12 protein-coding genes are annotated in these 16,034 nt (G+C 66.8%); 9 read left to right on the forward strand and 3 right to left on the reverse strand.

Going from position 1 to position 16,034, the window contains the following annotated elements; translation table 11 throughout:
* Position 1: 1 nt before the first annotated feature.
* Both J2S53_RS03450 and J2S53_RS03455 read right to left on the reverse strand, forming a co-directional pair.
* Positions 2–2,461 carry a Tex family protein gene (locus J2S53_RS03450; protein ID WP_456239727.1) on the reverse strand — a complete coding sequence of 820 codons (2,460 nt, stop codon included), beginning with the start codon at positions 2,459–2,461 and terminating at the stop codon, positions 2–4.
* An 84-nt stretch (positions 2,462–2,545) separates the two neighbouring features.
* Positions 2,546–4,381: a transketolase gene (locus J2S53_RS03455; protein WP_456239728.1), complete on the reverse strand. Its 1,836-nt coding sequence runs from the start codon at positions 4,379–4,381 to the stop codon at positions 2,546–2,548.
* A gap of 193 nt (positions 4,382–4,574) precedes the next feature.
* Between J2S53_RS03455 and J2S53_RS03460 the strand changes: the two genes are divergently transcribed.
* From J2S53_RS03460 to J2S53_RS03500, 9 genes are all read left to right on the forward strand, one after another.
* Positions 4,575–5,414 carry a mechanosensitive ion channel family protein gene (locus tag J2S53_RS03460; RefSeq protein WP_456239729.1) on the forward strand — a complete coding sequence of 280 codons (840 nt, stop codon included), beginning with the start codon at positions 4,575–4,577 and terminating at the stop codon, positions 5,412–5,414.
* A gap of 33 nt (positions 5,415–5,447) precedes the next feature.
* Complete coding sequence (locus J2S53_RS03465; RefSeq protein ID WP_456239730.1) at positions 5,448–6,266, forward strand: PRC-barrel domain-containing protein; 819 nt, start codon at positions 5,448–5,450, stop codon at positions 6,264–6,266.
* A gap of 183 nt (positions 6,267–6,449) precedes the next feature.
* Positions 6,450–8,219, forward strand: a complete 1,770-nt coding sequence (gene hpnC, locus J2S53_RS03470) for a squalene synthase HpnC (RefSeq protein WP_456239731.1) — start codon at positions 6,450–6,452, stop codon at positions 8,217–8,219.
* Positions 8,216–9,571 carry a hydroxysqualene dehydroxylase HpnE gene (hpnE, locus tag J2S53_RS03475; RefSeq protein ID WP_456239732.1) on the forward strand — a complete coding sequence of 452 codons (1,356 nt, stop codon included), beginning with the start codon at positions 8,216–8,218 and terminating at the stop codon, positions 9,569–9,571. The genes hpnC and hpnE overlap by 4 nt, the downstream gene beginning before the upstream one ends.
* Positions 9,572–9,574: 3 nt before the next feature.
* The gene (locus tag J2S53_RS03480) at positions 9,575–10,585 is read left to right on the forward strand and encodes a polyprenyl synthetase family protein (RefSeq protein WP_456239733.1); all 1,011 of its coding nucleotides are present in this window, start codon (positions 9,575–9,577) and stop codon (positions 10,583–10,585) included.
* Positions 10,586–10,710: 125 nt separating this feature from the next.
* Positions 10,711–12,615 carry a squalene--hopene cyclase gene (gene shc, locus J2S53_RS03485; RefSeq protein ID WP_456242689.1) on the forward strand — a complete coding sequence of 635 codons (1,905 nt, stop codon included), beginning with the start codon at positions 10,711–10,713 and terminating at the stop codon, positions 12,613–12,615.
* A 9-nt stretch (positions 12,616–12,624) separates the two neighbouring features.
* A complete protein-coding gene (locus J2S53_RS03490) occupies positions 12,625–13,236 on the forward strand; it encodes a phosphorylase family protein (RefSeq protein ID WP_456239734.1) in 612 nt (203 codons plus the stop codon).
* A 17-nt stretch (positions 13,237–13,253) separates the two neighbouring features.
* The gene (gene hpnH / locus J2S53_RS03495; protein ID WP_456239735.1) at positions 13,254–14,255 is read left to right on the forward strand and encodes an adenosyl-hopene transferase HpnH; all 1,002 of its coding nucleotides are present in this window, start codon (positions 13,254–13,256) and stop codon (positions 14,253–14,255) included.
* A 179-nt stretch (positions 14,256–14,434) separates the two neighbouring features.
* Positions 14,435–15,142, forward strand: coding sequence for a VC0807 family protein (locus J2S53_RS03500; protein ID WP_456239736.1), 708 nt, complete (start codon positions 14,435–14,437; stop codon positions 15,140–15,142).
* A gap of 90 nt (positions 15,143–15,232) precedes the next feature.
* Here J2S53_RS03500 and J2S53_RS03505 read toward each other — a convergent pair whose 3' ends face one another.
* Positions 15,233–15,985 (reverse strand): SDR family NAD(P)-dependent oxidoreductase, encoded by a 753-nt coding sequence (locus J2S53_RS03505; RefSeq protein WP_130467079.1) that lies wholly within the window; start codon positions 15,983–15,985, stop codon positions 15,233–15,235.
* Between the last annotated feature and the right edge of the window lie 49 nt (positions 15,986–16,034).

The raw sequence follows: 16,034 nt of genomic DNA on the forward strand, positions 1-16,034 counted from the left end.
CCTAGTCCTCGCGGTAACCCGCGCGTCGCAGGGCGTCAGCCATGGCCCCGCTGCCCGCGCCGCGCTTGTCCTGCTGTCTGCCCTGTTGCTTGCCCTGTCGTTGGTTGGCGCCGCTGCCGCGCTTCGCCCCGGCCCTGCCGTCGGCCGCGGAACCGCGCGTCCGCTTGCCGGAGTCACCGGACTCCGTTCCGGAACCACTTCCGGCGGGAGTGACGTCGTCGTCCAGCCGAAGTGTCAGCGAGATGCGTTTGCGGTTCACGTCCACCTCACGAACCTTGACCCGTACGACCTCGCCCGGTTTGACGACCTCCCTCGGATCGTTGACGAACGACTTGGACATCGCGGAGACGTGTACCAGGCCGTCCTGATGCACCCCGACGTCGACGAACGCACCGAACGCGGCGACGTTGGTGACCACCCCTTCCAGCACCATGCCGGGTGCCAGGTCGTTCAACGAGTGGACGTCCTCGGCGAAGTTGGCGGTGCGGAACTCCGGACGGGGATCGCGTCCGGGTTTTTCCAGTTCGGAGATAATGTCGGTCACGGTGGGGAGGCCGAAGGAATCGTCGGCGAAGTCCGCGGCCCGCAGTTCGCGCAGCAGACCGCGATTACCGATGATCCCGTCCAACGAGCTGTTGGTCGACTCGACGATCCGGTGCACCACCGGATAGCTCTCCGGGTGGACGCTGGAGGAGTCCAGCGGGTCGTCGCCGTCGGTGATCCGCAGGAATCCGGCGCACTGCTCGAACGCTTTCGGCCCCAGCCGGGAGACCTCCCGAAGCGCCTTCCTGGACAGGAAGCGCCCGTTCGTCTCGCGGTGGCCCACGATGTTCTCGGCCAGCCCGGTGTTGATACCGGAAACGCGGCTCAACAGCGGCGCCGAGGCGGTGTTCACGTCCACGCCCACGGCGTTGACGCAGTCCTCGACCACCGCGTCCAGCGAGTGCGAGAGCTTCGACTCGGAAACATCGTGCTGATACTGCCCGACTCCGATCGACTTCGGGTCGATCTTGACGAGTTCCGCGAGTGGGTCCTGCAACCGCCGGGCGATCGAGACGGCCCCGCGCAGCGAAACGTCCACTTCGGGGAGCTCCCGCGACGCGTAGGACGAGGCGGAATAGACCGAGGCTCCCGCCTCCGAGACCGAGACTCTGATCAGGCCGTCGCGGGACTCGGTCAGTCGCGCCGCCAGTTTGTCGGTCTCCCTGGAGGCCGTTCCGTTGCCGACCGCGAGCAGTCGCGCCCCGTGTCGGTCGACCAACCGCTGGAGGGTCGCGAGCGCCTCCTCCCAACGCCGCTGCGGCTCGTGCGGATAGATGGTGGCGGTTTCGGCGAGCCTGCCGGTGGCGTCCACAACGGCCACCTTCACTCCTGTCCGGTAGCCCGGATCGAGACCGATCGTGGCACGTGGTCCGGCGGGGGCGGCCAGCAGCAGATCGCGAAGGTTTCCCGCGAACACCCGCACGGCCTCGTCCTCGGCCCGCTGCCGCAGCCTGTTGCGCAGGTCGATGTCCAGGTGAACCATGATCCGGGTGCGCCACGCCCAGCGCACGGTTTCACGCAACCACGCGTCGGCGGCCCGGCCGCGGTCCTCGACGCCGAACCTGGCGGCGATACGTCGTTCGTAGTCACTCGGTGCCCGCCCGTCGGCCGATCCCTGCCCGTCAGAGCTGTCGGGATCGAAATCGAGGGTGAGTTCGAGGACTTCTTCCTTCTCGCCGCGGAACAGCGCGAGCACCCGGTGCGAGGGCAGCGTCCCCAACGACTCCGCGAAGTCGAAGTAGTCGGTGAACTTCGAATCGTTCTCGGCCGCACCGGAGCGAGCGTTCGAGGACAACCGGCCCCGTTGCCAGGCCAGTTCGCGCAGTTGCCCGATGAGATCGCCGTCCTCCGCGAAACGCTCCACCAGGATGGAACGTGCCCCGGCCAGTGCGCCCGCGGTGTCGGGCACACCGTTGTCGGCGTCCACGTACGCGGCTGCCGAGGTCTCGGGGTCCTGTCCCGGGTCGTCCAGCAGCCCGGTCGCGAGCGGTTCCAGTCCCGCTTCGCGGGCTGTCTGTGCCTTGGTTCGGCGCTTGGGTTTGAACGGCAGGTACAGATCCTCCAGCCGGGCCTTGGAATCGGCGGCCATGATCCGGCTGTGGAGCTCGTCGTCGAGCTTTTCCTGCTTGCGGATCTCTTCGAGGATCGTGTTGCGCCGCTGTTCCATCTCGCGCAGGTAGCGTAGCCGCTGTTCCAGCGTACGCAGCTGCTCGTCGTCGAGCGCTCCGGTTGCCTCCTTGCGGTAGCGGGCGACGAACGGCACCGTCGCCCCGTCGTCCAGTAGCCGCACGGCGGCTTCGACCTGCTCGGCGCCCACGCCGAGTTCGTCGGCGATCCTTTGGTGAATCGACGTCGTCACGATCCTGTTCAGCCCTTCGACCGGCCTTGATCCCTTGTTGCGATGAGCATTCTCGCCCATCCGTACCCGACGGGTACCGGCCAGGGCTTTCCCGGCGTGGCGTATCACCCGGAAGGGCGGTACGCCACCGGAACCGGGAATGTGTCAGCGAGTACCCGAGCTGGGTACCAGCTCCCGGGCGGCGCGGGTGATGGCCGCCGAGTCGATTCCGGCCTGCGCGAGGAGTTCGGCTGGTTTACCGGAACCGGGCATCTCGGTGACCGCCAACTTCGTCACGGGCACACTGGCTCCCGCTTCGGCGAGCGCGGCGAGCACCGCGTCGCCGAGTCCACCCTCGGGCCAGTGGTCCTCCACCGTCACCAACCCGTCGGTCTCCTCGGCCGCCAGGCGCAGGGTTTCGATGTCGATCGGTTTGATCGAGTACAGGTCGACCACCCGTGCCCGGATACCCTCCTCGGCCAACCGCTCCGCGGCATCCAGTGCCTCGTGCAGGGTCACGCCCGCTGCCACGAGGGTCACGTGCTCACCCTGCCGCACAGTTTTGGCACCGCCGATGGGGAAGTCCTCGTCGGGCCCGTAGATCACCGGAGTGGCACCACGGCTCGCCCGCAGGTAACAGATGCCCTCCCGGTCGGCCATCGGTTCGAGGAGGCCGACCGTCTGATTCGCGTCACAGGGGTACAGCACGGTGCTGCCGTGCACCGCACGCATGGCGGCCAGATCCTCCAGCGCCATCTGGGAAGGGCCGTCCTCGCCGATCGCGACTCCGGCGTGTGAGCCCATCAGATTCAACGCGGCACGGCTGACCGCGGCCATCCGGATGAAGTCGTAGGCACGACTCAGGAACGCCGCGAAGGTGGAGGCGAACGGTATCCACCCCCGTGCCTGCATCCCCACCGTTGTGGCCAGCATCTGCTGTTCGGCTATGTACATTTCGAAGTACCGTTGCGGATGCGCTTCGCGGAACTGCTCCGAATGCGTGGAGTTGGACACCTCACCGTCCAGCGCGACCACCTCGCCACGTCGGGATCCCAGTGCTCGCAACCCCTGTCCGTAAGCCTTGCGAGTGGCCGCGGTGTCCCCGACTTCGAAAACGGGGGGTGGTTCGTAGGCCGTAGCGAAGGTGTGGGGGTCGCCCACCGTCTCGGGCGGGTTCACCTTGACGCGCAGCTCGCGCGTTCCGCCGAGTTCCTCGATGGCCGCGGTCGGGTCCTGCAGTGGTTTGCCGTGTTTACCCGGCAGGTCCTCGACCTCGCTGACTCCCTTGCCCTTTCTGGTGCGAGCCACGACGGCTGTCGGCCGTCCCCGTGTCGCTTCCGCCTCGTTCAGCGCGGCCTCGATCCGTTCCGGATCGTGTCCGTCGTCCACCTCCACGGTGTGCCAACCGATGGCGCGGGCACGATCCGAGTAGGCTTTCAGGTCCCAACCGTGCATGGTCTCGCCGGTTTGGCCGAGACGGTTGACGTCCACGAGTGCGACAACGTTGTCCAGCCGGTAGTGAGCGGCGTGTTCGAACGCCTCCCAGATCGATCCTTCCGCCATTTCGCTGTCGCCGCACAGCACCCACACCCGGTTGCCCAACGTGTCCAGTTTCGCGGCGGTCAGTGCCAGCCCCACTCCTACCGGCAGTCCCTGCCCGAGTGAACCGGTGGCCACGTCCACCCAGGGCAGGGCGGGGGTTGGGTGGCCTTCCAGCCTGCTGCCGAATTCGCGGAACGTCAGTAGCTCCGCGTCGTCGATCGCTCCGGCGGCCTTGAAGCAGGAGTACAACAGCGGAGAGGCGTGCCCCTTCGAGAAGACCAGGTGATCGTTCCGGGGGTCTTTCGGTTGGTCGAAATCCAGTCTCAGGTGACCGTCCAGCAATGCCGCCATCAGATCGGCCGCGGACATCGACGAGGTGGGATGACCCGAGCCCGCCGCATCGGCGGCTCTGATCGAGTCCACTCGCAGCTGTTGTGCCAGTTCGTGCCTGAATTTCATCCGTTCCACTCCAGGCGGGTTCCCGGGTGGTCGAAGCCACAAACCCCGGCCAGGGGTCTGGAAGTCGTGCCGGAGTGAACACCTCCGGCGAACCGCTGGGGAAATCCGGGGGAGGAGTTCGTCCGGATTTGCGCGCCGGTCCGTGCGGGTTTGCAATCGGATCCCACACGATGCCTGCAGTAGGAGGCGTGCCATGGATATGGTCCTAGCGCAAGGAACCGGGTTCAACGTCCTCGACAGCCTGCAGAGCGGGTTCACACAGCTGGTCAGCTATCTGCCGCAGCTGATCGGTGCGCTTCTGGTGCTGGTGATCGGTTACATCGTCGCGAGGCTCCTTCGGGCACTCGTCACGCGGCTGCTGCGTCGGCTCCATCTGGACGACCGGATGTCCCGTGCCGGCCAGGGAGCCCGTTATGTGGAGCGTCTCAGTCCCCGAGGCAGCCCCTCGAGGTTGATAGGTACCGTCGTGTTCGCCGTGATCATGCTCTTCGTGTTGTCCTCGGCGATCGGAACGCTCGGTATCCCCGCGCTGACCGGCTTCATGAACGTGGTGCTCGGTTATCTCCCGCGTGTGATCGCCGCGCTGGCGATTTTCCTCGTCGCCGCGGCCGTCGCGGGAGCCGTGGGTACGTTGGCCGGACGCACGCTGGGGGACACACCCGCTGGTCGCATGGCGCGTACCGCGGCTCCGGCGCTGGTTATGGCGATCGGTGTGTTCATGATTCTCACGCAGCTTCGTATCGCTCCGGTGATCGTCACCGTGACTTATGTGGCCCTGGTCGGGGCTATAGCTCTGGGTTCGGCACTGGCCTTCGGTCTCGGTGGCAGGGAGGCCGCCGCGGAGATGATCAATTCGAGTTACCGTCGCAACTTCACCGGCGCCGAACAGGCCGCCTCCCCACAGGCTGCGGAAACCGCCGAACAGTCCCAGAACTGGACGGTGCGGGGCGCGGGAACCGCTCCGGAACCGAGCGGAGCACCCGCCGAGACCGAGCGGGGCGACGACAGCGGTGGCTCCTACCGGACGACCTGATACCGGGCGACCTGAGAATGCGAGGTGGTCACGGTGTCCACACCACACCACGACCCCGAACCCGGTCCCGAACACACCGGGGCGGAATCGGGGCCGGACCTGTCGGGCAGGACCGTGGTGGACCGTGACGGTTCACGGTTGGGCAAGTTGGAGCAGGTCTATCTGGGACCCCGAAGCGGCTCACCCACGTGGGGAGTGGTGCGCGCGGGTGGCAAACAACGTTTCGTTCCGCTGCACGACGCCGACCCCGGCCAGGGAGCGGTACGCATCACGGCCAGCAAACGCCAGGTGCGATCCGCTCCCACGGCCGCCGCGGACGCCGAGTTGCGCCCCGAGTTGGAGGGAAGGCTGGCCGAGCACTACGCGGGAGCACCGAACACCACCCGTGGTTCGATGTCGAGCGTGCGGCGCAGCCGGGGAGTGCTCAGCGGAGTGCTGCTCGTCCTGTTGGGAGCCTGGACCGGCCTGATCCCGTTCGTCGGTCCCTACTTCGGTTACGGTTTCGGTAACACGCAGCCGTGGAGCTTCACCATCGACCGGCTGTGGATGTGCGTGCTGCCCGCGCTGGCCATCCTGTTCGGCGGTTTGTTGTTGGTGCCCACCGGGAATCGGTTTCTGGCGAGTGTGGCCAGTGTGCTGGCGATGGCGGGCGGAGTTTGGCTGGTGATCGGTCCCAGTCTGAGCAGGCTGTGGGGTACGGAAGGCGTCGCGACTCCGATCGGTGCCCCGCTCGGTTCACCGGGAATGTGGGTGGCCGCACAGCTCGGATTCTTCTTCGCGGTGGGCGCGTTGGTGGTGGCGGTTGCCGCCACGGCATTCGGCCGACTGACAGTGCGGTCCGTCAGGGACTGAACATCACCCGATGCGGAGCGACCGAGCTGGGAGCGACTGCACTGGGGGTTGCACTTTCAGTGACATGAAGTATTCACTAAGTCACTCAATCGGACGAGGTCAGTAAGCCTGCGCTGTGTCGCTCAGCGATCTACGCTGACCACAATGAACGCCCTCATCAGCTGTGCGGGGTAGGAGGTGGTCATGGCTGCGATACCGGACCGTGCCCGCCCTGCTCGGCAGTCGGCGCGATCGTTCGAGATGGTGCTACCCGGCCAGCTGCCAGAGGCGGGCGAGGTGCTGGCGCGGGCCCAGTCGGAGAACTTCACCGTCGCCGCCCGAGTACTGCCGTACCGGATCCGACAACACCTCATGGCCGTGTACGGCTTCGCCCGACTGGTGGATTACGCCGGGGACGAGGCGTGCGGTCCCCGTGAGGGGTTGCTGGAACTTCTCGAGGCGGATCTGGGACGTGCCTACGACGGCACACCACGACTTCCGTTGCTGCGCGCGTTCGCACCGACCGTGCGTGCCTGCGGTATTCCCCGTGCGCTCCCCTCCCGGTTGATCGAGGCGAATCGGCGGGACCAGCACGTACGTCGTTATTCCACTTTCGAGGAACTGCTCGATTACTGCTACTACGCCGCCAATCCGATCGGGGAACTGGTCCTCTACATCTTCGGCCGGGCCGAGCCGGAGTTGATCCGACTTTCCGACCGTATCTGTTCCGCTTTGCAGATCCTGGAACACTGCCAGGACATCGGCGAGGACTTTCGCCAGGGCAGAATCTATATGCCGCTCAACGACCTGCGGGACTTCGGGTGTGCGGAATCGGAGCTCGCGGCCCCAACCGCATCCGCCGAACTGCGCGGGGCCGTGTGGTTCGAAGTGGATCGCGCGCTGGAACTGCTGCGATCCGGTCAACCGTTGATAGGGCGGCTGTCCGGACTGGCCCGGATGGCGGTCGCGGGCTACGTGGCAGGTGGGGTGGCCACGGCACGGGCCTTCGAACCGGCCGGCTACGACCCACTGGCGGTGGAGGTGCGTCCCAATCGGAGGAGGATCCTCTCCGAATGGGTGCGCCTCTCGATGTCGTCCTCGGCAGGGCTCGAACACGACCGAGTCCGTGACGCCTACCGGTACTGCGAACGGATCACCCGAACCCAGGCACGCAACTTCTTCTACGGAATACGGCTGCTGCCTCCGGTCAAACGTGGCGCGCTCTCCGCCGTGTACTCCTTCGCCCGCAGGGTGGACGACATCGGAGACGGTTCGTTGTCGAGCGAGCAGAAGCTGCTACGCCTGCAACAGGCACGACAGGATATCGACGATGTCGGCCCGGACACCAAGGACCCCGTACTGGTGGCACTGGCCGACACCGCCCGCAGGCTGCCCGTGCCGCTGGAGGTGTTCCACGAACTCATCGACGGGTGCGAGGCCGACGTACGCGGCACTCGCTACGACACCTTCGAACAACTCACGCACTACTGCCGTTGTGTCGCCGGATCGGTGGGCCGCCTCTCGCTGGGGGTGTTCGGTCACGAGGTCACCGGACCTGCCGCCCAGCGTGCCGATTCCCTCGGAGTGGCGTTGCAACTGACCAATATCCTGCGCGACCTGCTGGAGGATCGCCGCGGCGGCCGTGTCTACCTACCGGCCGAGGACCTGCGTCGTTTCGGTGTCTCACTCGAACTGGACTCGCGGGGGATGTTCACCGACCCGCCCGATGCCCTGAACGAGCTCGTGCGTTTCCAGGCTCGTCGAATCGAAGGGTGGTACTCCGAGGGTTTGCGGCTGCTTCCCCTGCTCGATCACCGCAGCCGCGCCTGTTGCGCGGCGATGGCGGGGATATACCACGAGCTGCTGCGGCACATCGCGGATGATCCCGCCGCGGTGACTCGTGGCAGGATCACACTGCCGGGCAGGCAGAAAATGATCGTAGCGGCTCGTTCACTGGCGGGGATGAAATCATGACCCGTGGGCGGGTAGTGGTCATCGGTGGTGGTCTGGCCGGTGTTTCCGCCGCGTTCGGCTGTCGCGACGCCGGTTTCGACGTGACCCTGTTGGAGGCGCGCTCCCGGTTGGGAGGAGCCACTTACTCGTTCTCCCGTGGCGAGCTCACCGTGGACACCGGACAACACGTCTTTCTGCGCTGCTACACCGAGTACCTCGCACTGCTACGACGTCTCGGCACCCTCGACAGGGTGCGGATCCAACCGAGATTCCGTGTCCCGGTGATCACCCCGCACGGTCCCGGCTGGGCATTGCGGCGTGCCGAGCTGCCCGCGCCGGGACACCTGCTGCCCGCACTGTGGGGACATCGTGCGCTGTCCCCACTGCAACGGCTCACCGCGGCGCGGACGGCGCTGGCACTGCGCGGACTGGACCCGGACGATCCGGCCCTGGACCGCACCGACTTCGGGAGTTGGCTGCGCTCTCGTGGCGAATCGGACCGCTCCGTGGCGACGCTGTGGGGACTGTTCTGCGTCGCGGCGTTGAATTCCCGGCCCGACGAGGCATCGCTGGCCCAGGCGGTCAAAGTGTTCCGTACCGGAATGTTGGACACCACCACCGGGGGCGACATCGGGGTGATCCGTCGTCCGCTGAGCGAAGTGCACGGTGATCCCGCCCAGCGGAAACTGTCCGAGGCGGGCGTGCTGCCGCTGACCCGGCACAAGGCGTTGGAGATATCCGGCGAACCGGGCGAATACCGCGTGCGGGTGAGCGCCGAGCAAGAGTACGAACTGACCGCGGACGCGGTTGTCCTCGCCGTTCCGCACCCGGCCGCCGCCAAACTGCTGGCTGACCGAACCTCACCCGCCGGAGTAGACCTCTCCGCGTTGTCGCGCGCGCCCATCGTGAACGTGCACGCCCATTTCGACCGCAGGGTCACCGACCTGTCCATGGCCGCCGCCCTGGACTCCCCGGTGCAGTGGTTGTTCGACCGGACGGAAGCCGCGGACGCGCCACGCGGCCAGTATCTGGCGATTTCGTTGTCCGCGGCTCACGAGGAGGTGAGGACGCGCTCCGTACTGCTGCGTGAGCAGTACCTACCGGAGTTGCGAAGGCTGTTTCCCGCGGTTCGAGAAGCGCGACTGCTGGATTTCTTCGTCACGAGAGAGCCCGCGGCCACGTTTCGGCCCGTCCCCGGCGCGAGGTCGTCGCGTCCGGCCGCGCGCACGGCCGAACGGGGACTCGTGCTGGCGGGCGCGTGGACCGACACCGGTTGGCCGGACACCCTCGAAGGGGCCGTACGGAGCGGAAACACCGCGGCCAGTGTCGTCAGCGGGACCGTCGACCGCCACAGCGATGTGGCGTGGAGGTGACGCATGACAGTGACAATGCCCTCCGCGCTGTCCAGCGCCCGGGAATCCATCGACTCGCGGTTGCGTCACACTGTCGCCGGATTGGATCCGGACACCCGCAGGGTCAGCGAATACCATTTCGGCTGGATCGATGCCGAGGGTGCCGAGGACAACCGGCCGGGCAAGGCGCTGCGTCCGGCACTTGTGCTGTTGTCGGCGCGGGCCGCCAACGGCGACGAACGCAGTGCCTGCAGCGGGGCGGTGGCCGTTGAACTGGTGCACAACTTCTCGTTGCTGCACGACGATCTGATGGACGGTGACATCTCCCGCAGACACCGTCCCACCGCCTGGACCGTGTTCGGGCGGTCCGCCGCGCTGCTGGCGGGGGACGCGCTGCTCGGACTCGCCAACGGCGTGTTGCTCGAAGCCGATTCGCAGCGGGCGTTGTGGGCGGCTCGTGAACTGTCGGGCACCGTTCGCGAACTCATCGCGGGACAAGCGGCGGATCTGGACTTCGAGCAGCGCACCGAGGTCGGATTCGACGAGTGCCTGCGCATGGTGGCGGGCAAGACCGCCGCGCTGATCGCGTGCTCCTGCTCCCTCGGCGCCCTGCTGTCGGGAGCTTCCGAACAAACCGTCCGACGACTGCGCGGTTTCGGATTCGAACTCGGAATGGCGTTCCAGCTCGTCGACGATCTGCTCGGAATCTGGGGAGATCCGGAGGAGACCGGAAAACCGGTGCTTTCCGACCTGCGTTCCCGCAAGAAGTCGATGCCGGTCGTGCACGCGCTCAATTCGGACACCGACGCCGGTATGCGGCTGCGTGAGCTGTACCGCCAACCGGAGGAACCCACCGAGGCCCAAGTGCTCCGAGGGGCGGAACTGCTGCGTTCGGCGGGCTCGGAGGAATGGACCAGGGCCGAGACGGAACGCAGGTTGACGGCCGCTCACCGGCAACTTCGTGACGCCGGGTGCCAGGGAACGACCGAAGGACTGACCGAACTCGCCGATTTCGTTCTCCGGAGGAACCAGTGACCGGATCGCTGCGCCAGAACGGCGACATCCGTCAAGCCGACCAACCCCGAGCCGACGACCCCGTCACCGAGACGATGGCCCCGCCGCGGCCGTCCGCGGCGGACGTCGATTCCGAGCGGGCCTCGATGCCGCCGGGGCAGGGGTTTTCCTGGGAGGAGGCACTCCGAGCCGGCAGCGATCACTTGTTGGGGCTGCAGCACGAGGAGGGATGGTGGAAGGGAGAGCTGCAGACCAACGTGACCATGGACGCAGAGGATCTGATGTTGCGTCAGTTCCTCGGGATACGGACCTCGGCGGAGACCGCCGCCGCGGCACGTTGGATTCGCTCCCAGCAGCGCGCGGACGGTACCTGGGCGTCCTTCCACGGTGGTCCCGGAGAGCTGTCCGCGACCGTGGAAGCCTACATCGCCCTGAAACTCGCGGGCGACGAGGTGGACGACGAACACATGGTCGCCGCGCGGCGTTGGATTCGACGCTGCGGGGGCATCGAACGCACCCGTGTGTTCACCCGCATCTGGCTGGCGATGTTCGGCCAGTGGTCGTGGGACGAACTGCCCGCCATGCCGCCGGAGATCGTCATGCTGCCGAGCTGGGTACCGCTGAACCTGGCCGACTGGGGCTGCTGGGCGCGGCAGACCATCGTTCCGCTGACCATAGTCAGCACCCTGCGTCCCCGGCGTGAACTGGGAGTCGACACCGCCGAGCTGCGCACCGGCACACACCCGGTGGGGCGGGTGCGCGAGAACGCCGGAACCTCGCGTTGGGAGTCCGTGTTCAACGGGCTCGACCGGGCGTTGCACGTCTATCAACGGCACCCGATCCGGCCATTGCGCGAGCAGGCCATGCGGCGGGCGGCCGAATGGATCGTGGCGAGGCAGGAAGCCGACGGTTCCTGGGGAGGTATCCAGCCGCCCTGGGTTTACTCCCTGCTCGCACTGAACCTGCTCGGCTATCAACTCGACCACCCGGTGATGCGTGCGGGTATTCGGGGGCTGGAGGGCTTCCTGGTCAGACAGGAGTCGGAACAGGGCAGCCTCCGCAGACTGGAGGCCTGCCAGTCGCCGGTCTGGGACACCGTGCTGAGCATCCAGGCGCTGCACGATGCCGGAGTACCGGACAGTGACCCGGCGATTCGTGACGCCGTCGAGTTCGTCCGCTCCGAGGAGATCACCGTTCGAGGGGACTGGGCGGTACGACGTCCCGAGCTACCCGGTGGGGGAGGGTGGGCCTTCGAATTCGAGAACGACGGTTACCCCGACATAGACGACACCGCGGAAGTACTGCTGGCTTTCACCCGTACCGGCTATGTCGAACAGGACCGCATCGCCGCGGCCGCCGACCGGGGAAGACGCTGGCTACGCGGTATGCAGTCCCGCGGTGGCGGCTGGGGAGCCTTCGACGCCGACAACACGCGTTGGCTGGTGAACAAGCTGCCCTTCTGCGACTTCGGGGCGGTCATCGACCCGCCCTCCGCTGATGTCACCGCGCACGTGGTGGAGGCCTTGGCCCAGCTCGGGGACGCCAACGACCGCGTCGTCCGCGACGGCATAAGGTGGCTGCTCGAACAGCAGGAGAACGACGGTTCCTGGTACGGCCGCTGGGGAGCCAACCATATCTACGGTACCGGGGCCGTGGTTCCCGCCCTGGTCGAGGCAGGGATATCGGTACGACACTGCGCGCTCACCCGTGCGGCCCGTTGGCTGGAGCAGCGGCAGAACCCGGACGGCGGTTGGGGCGAGGACCTGCGTTCCTACACCGATCCGGCCTGGATCGGTGTAGGGGACTCGACCGCTTCGCAAACCGCCTGGGCCCTGCTGGCACTGCTGGCTCTGGGACGTCATGACACCGATCCGGTGCGGCGCGGCATCGCCTTTCTGGCGGACACGCAACAGGCGGACGGCAGCTGGGCGGAACCGCAATTCACCGGGACGGGATTCCCGGGTGACTTCTACATCAACTACCACCTCTACCGACAGATCTTCCCGGTGACCGCTCTCGGGCGATACCGACAAGCCGTCCACGCCGAATAGGTGCTCGCCATGACATCGGACCTGCTCGTATGCGCCCCGCTGCGAGTGGAGGCCCGCGCGTTGCGCCGACTGGGCGGGAACCGGGTGTTGCGAACCGGGTACGGCAAGCGACGCAGTGCCCGGTCAGCGGCCGAACTCACCGCGCGCGAATTCGGTGCGTTGGCCGTGGCCGGCCTGGCAGGAGGGCTCGACCCAGGACTGCGCAGCGGTGACGTGGTGGTGGGAACCGAGGTCGTCGGGTCGGGGAACGGCGCGTGCCGGCACTCCGACCGTCCCGAGCTGTTGGCCCACCGGCTGCGTGGCCTCGGGCTGCGCGTGTGGCTCGGTCCGGTACTGACCAGCGAGCGGTTGGTTCTCGGTGCGGAGCGCGCCGCCCGGGCACGGGGCGGCGCGCTGGTCGCGGACATGGAATCGGAGGTGTTGGCGACAGCGGCAGCAGACCGTCCCGTTGTGATCGTGCGTGTCGTACTCGACACCCGCCGACAACCGCTGCTGGGTCCCGGCTCGCCGGCTCGGCTGTCCGGGGCGCTGCGGCGGTTACGCGCTACCGGCCTGCCGCTGCTTCGCTGGGCCGAGGCTGTGGCGGGACCCGGTTCGCTGGATACTGTCCGTTCTCGCTGAAGCAAAGAGGTGCCGCAATGGGTATCCCGATCCGCCAGGCCGCCAAGGTTGGTGCCTACCTGGTCAAACAAAAGATTCTGCGGCGTAAGAAATTCGCGTTGACTCTCGAGCTGGAGCCGTTGTTCGCGTGCAACCTGGCGTGCGCGGGCTGTGGCAAAATCCAGCACCCGGCCAACGTGCTCAAACAGCGGATGCCGGTGGAACAGGCATTGTCCGCGGTCGAGGAGTGCGGAGCTCCGGTTGTCTCCATCGCGGGCGGTGAACCGCTGATGCATCCCGAGATCGAGACGCTCGTCCACGAACTCGTCAAACGCAAGAAGTTCGTCTACCTGTGCACCAACGCGCTGCTCATGCCGCGCAAGATCGACAAGATCGAGCCCTCCCCTTATTTCTCGTGGGCAGTGCACATCGACGGGTTGGAGGAGCGTCACGACGCCTCGGTGAGCAAGCAGGGAGTGTTCGCTCAGGCGGTGGACAACATCAAGGACGCTCAACGTCGCGGTTTCCGCGTGACCACCAACAGCACCTTCTTCAGCACCGACACGCCCAAGACGGTCATCGACGTGCTGGACTACCTCAACGACGAACTCAACGTCGACCAGATGATGCTGTCCCCCGCGTATGCCTACGACAAGGCGCCCGACCAGGAGCACTTCCTGGGGGTCGAGGAGACCAGGGAGCTTTTCAAGAAGGCTTTCGCCGACGGGAGGCGTAAGAAGTGGCGGTTGAACCACTCACCGCTGTTCCTCGACTTTCTCGAGGGCAAGCGCGACTTCGCCTGTACGGCCTGGGCGATCCCCTCGTACTCGTTGTACGGCTGGCAGCGCCCCTGCTACCTCATGGCGGACGGATACGCACAGTCCTACCGCGAGCTGATCGAGGAGACCGACTGGGAGTCCTACGGAAGAGGAAGAGATTCCCGTTGCGCCAATTGCATGGCACACTGCGGCTACGAACCCACCGCGGTGATGGCGACGATGGGGTCGCTACGGGAGTCGCTGCGGGCGATGCGCGGCTGAGCCGCCTGCACGGTGTGTCCGTGGTCACCGGCTGCGGTGTAGTGCCGTGACCTCGGGCTATAATGGAACTCGACACGAAGTCCATCGCGCGGCTCGTCGCATGCTCAACAGCGCGATGTAACCGTCCACGGCGTCGGTGCGGGGTGCCCCGATCCCCGCACGCGCCGCGTGAGGTCAACATGCACAATCCGACGACCGTCCAACTGGACGGGCTCCGGACTCATCTTTCACACGCGGGCAAGAAGCTGCTGGAGACCACCCTCGCGCCCTTGGGGTTGTTCTACCTGCTGCTACAGCTGACCGATCTGACGGGAGGGCTGCTGGCGGCGCTGGGATGGGTGCTGGCGGCGGTGGTGTGCCGACTGGTGTTGCGCGCGCGGATCCCCGCGGTGCTGCTGTTGACCACGGCACTGTTGGCGGTACGTACCGTTGTCGGCCTGCTCTCGCAGAGCGCTTTCCTGTACTTCCTGCAGCCGAGCCTGCAGAACTTCCTGATAGCGGCCGCGCTGCTGGCCACGCTGCCGTTCGAACGAACCTTCCTCGCACGGTTGGCCGACGACTTCTGCGTCTTCCCGCCCGCCCTGATGGGCCACGCCGTACTGCGACGGTTCTTCCGCCGAGTGTCGTTGCTGTGGGCCGCCGTGTTCATCGCCAACGGGGTCGCCGCGCTCTGGATGCTCGCCGAGCACACGGTAGGGCAGTTCCTGCTGGTGAGCACCATCGGGTCCTACGGACTCGTGGCTTCGGCCGCTCTCGTCTCGTTGTTGTGGTTCCGCAGGGAGCTGCGTGGCCACGGAATCCGGCTGCGGATGGGGAACGGGGCTCCCGGTCTGTTGTCCAACGTGCTACGGCCGATCTGGAACCCGCTCGGTAGTGGTGCGCGTTGATCTTGGCATGCTCCGGACCCCACAACAGCACTCTTGCCGCGGGTCCTGGGCGAACTCTCGCTGTTGTGGGGACCGGGAGCGCGCGATCGGTCAGCGGTCACGACCGAACAGTCCGTTGAGCCGGTTGAAGGTGCCGGGCATACCTCCCTGCAGCCGGGACGCCGCGCCCAGCCAGCGGGGTACGAAACTCTCCCGGCTGCCCTGTTCGATCGCTCTCACGATCCGGGAAGCCACCAGCTCGGCCGAGACCTGCCGGGGAAACCCGCGTTCGTAGGCCCTGCCGCGTCGCCGGAAGAACGGAGTGCGTACCGCGCCGGGCAATACGGTCGTGACTCCGATGCCGGTATCGCCGATCTCGTGCCGCAACCCGGTCGCGAAGGCACGCAGACCCGCCTTGGTAGCCGAGTAGACGGCCTCGTCGCGCACTCCTACGGCGGCGATCGACGAGACGAAAACGACGTGTCCACCGCCACGCTGCCGCATGTCGGGCAGCAGCAGGCGGGTCAGCTCCAGCGGCGCCGCCAGATTCACGGCGAGCAATCGGTGGACGTGCTCGCTCGGCATGGTGGTGAACTCCCCGGCCCAACCGATTCCGGCGTTGTTGATCAGAATGTCCGCCCCGGCCGCCACGTCGGCGACCCGGGGGAGTTCTTCGGACCGGGTGAGATCGGCCGTCACAGTCCGAGCTCCGGTCATCTCCGCGACGTGCCGCAGCCCCCGTTCGTGGCGGCCGACCAGGATCAGTTCGCACCCCCGCCGTGCCAGCGACCTCGCGGTGGCCGCGCCGATCCCGGAGGATCCACCGGTCAGCAGCACCGTTCGCCCGTCGAGACCGAACCGCATTCGTTCACCTGCCTTTCCTTCGGCAACTCCATCCCCGTGGGTGAGAGAG

The sequence above is a fragment of the Actinopolyspora lacussalsi genome (assembly GCA_030803735.1).
Lineage (GTDB): Bacteria > Actinomycetota > Actinomycetes > Mycobacteriales > Pseudonocardiaceae > Actinopolyspora > Actinopolyspora lacussalsi.

What these genes read in the sequence shown, in the direction of transcription:
- J2S53_RS03450 (WP_456239727.1), bottom strand. Translation starts at nt 2,461, where the DNA reads ATGGGCGAGAATGCTCATCGCAACAAGGGATCAAGGCCGGTCGAAGGG.
- J2S53_RS03455 (WP_456239728.1), bottom strand. Translation starts at nt 4,381, where the DNA reads ATGAAATTCAGGCACGAACTGGCACAACAGCTGCGAGTGGACTCGATC.
- J2S53_RS03460 (WP_456239729.1), top strand. Translation starts at nt 4,575, where the DNA reads ATGGATATGGTCCTAGCGCAAGGAACCGGGTTCAACGTCCTCGACAGC.
- hpnC (WP_456239731.1), top strand. Translation starts at nt 6,450, where the DNA reads ATGGCTGCGATACCGGACCGTGCCCGCCCTGCTCGGCAGTCGGCGCGA.
- hpnE (WP_456239732.1), top strand. Translation starts at nt 8,216, where the DNA reads ATGACCCGTGGGCGGGTAGTGGTCATCGGTGGTGGTCTGGCCGGTGTT.
- J2S53_RS03480 (WP_456239733.1), top strand. Translation starts at nt 9,575, where the DNA reads ATGACAGTGACAATGCCCTCCGCGCTGTCCAGCGCCCGGGAATCCATC.
- shc (WP_456242689.1), top strand. Translation starts at nt 10,711, where the DNA reads ATGCCGCCGGGGCAGGGGTTTTCCTGGGAGGAGGCACTCCGAGCCGGC.
- J2S53_RS03490 (WP_456239734.1), top strand. Translation starts at nt 12,625, where the DNA reads ATGACATCGGACCTGCTCGTATGCGCCCCGCTGCGAGTGGAGGCCCGC.
- hpnH (WP_456239735.1), top strand. Translation starts at nt 13,254, where the DNA reads ATGGGTATCCCGATCCGCCAGGCCGCCAAGGTTGGTGCCTACCTGGTC.
- J2S53_RS03500 (WP_456239736.1), top strand. Translation starts at nt 14,435, where the DNA reads ATGCACAATCCGACGACCGTCCAACTGGACGGGCTCCGGACTCATCTT.
- J2S53_RS03505 (WP_130467079.1), bottom strand. Translation starts at nt 15,985, where the DNA reads ATGCGGTTCGGTCTCGACGGGCGAACGGTGCTGCTGACCGGTGGATCC.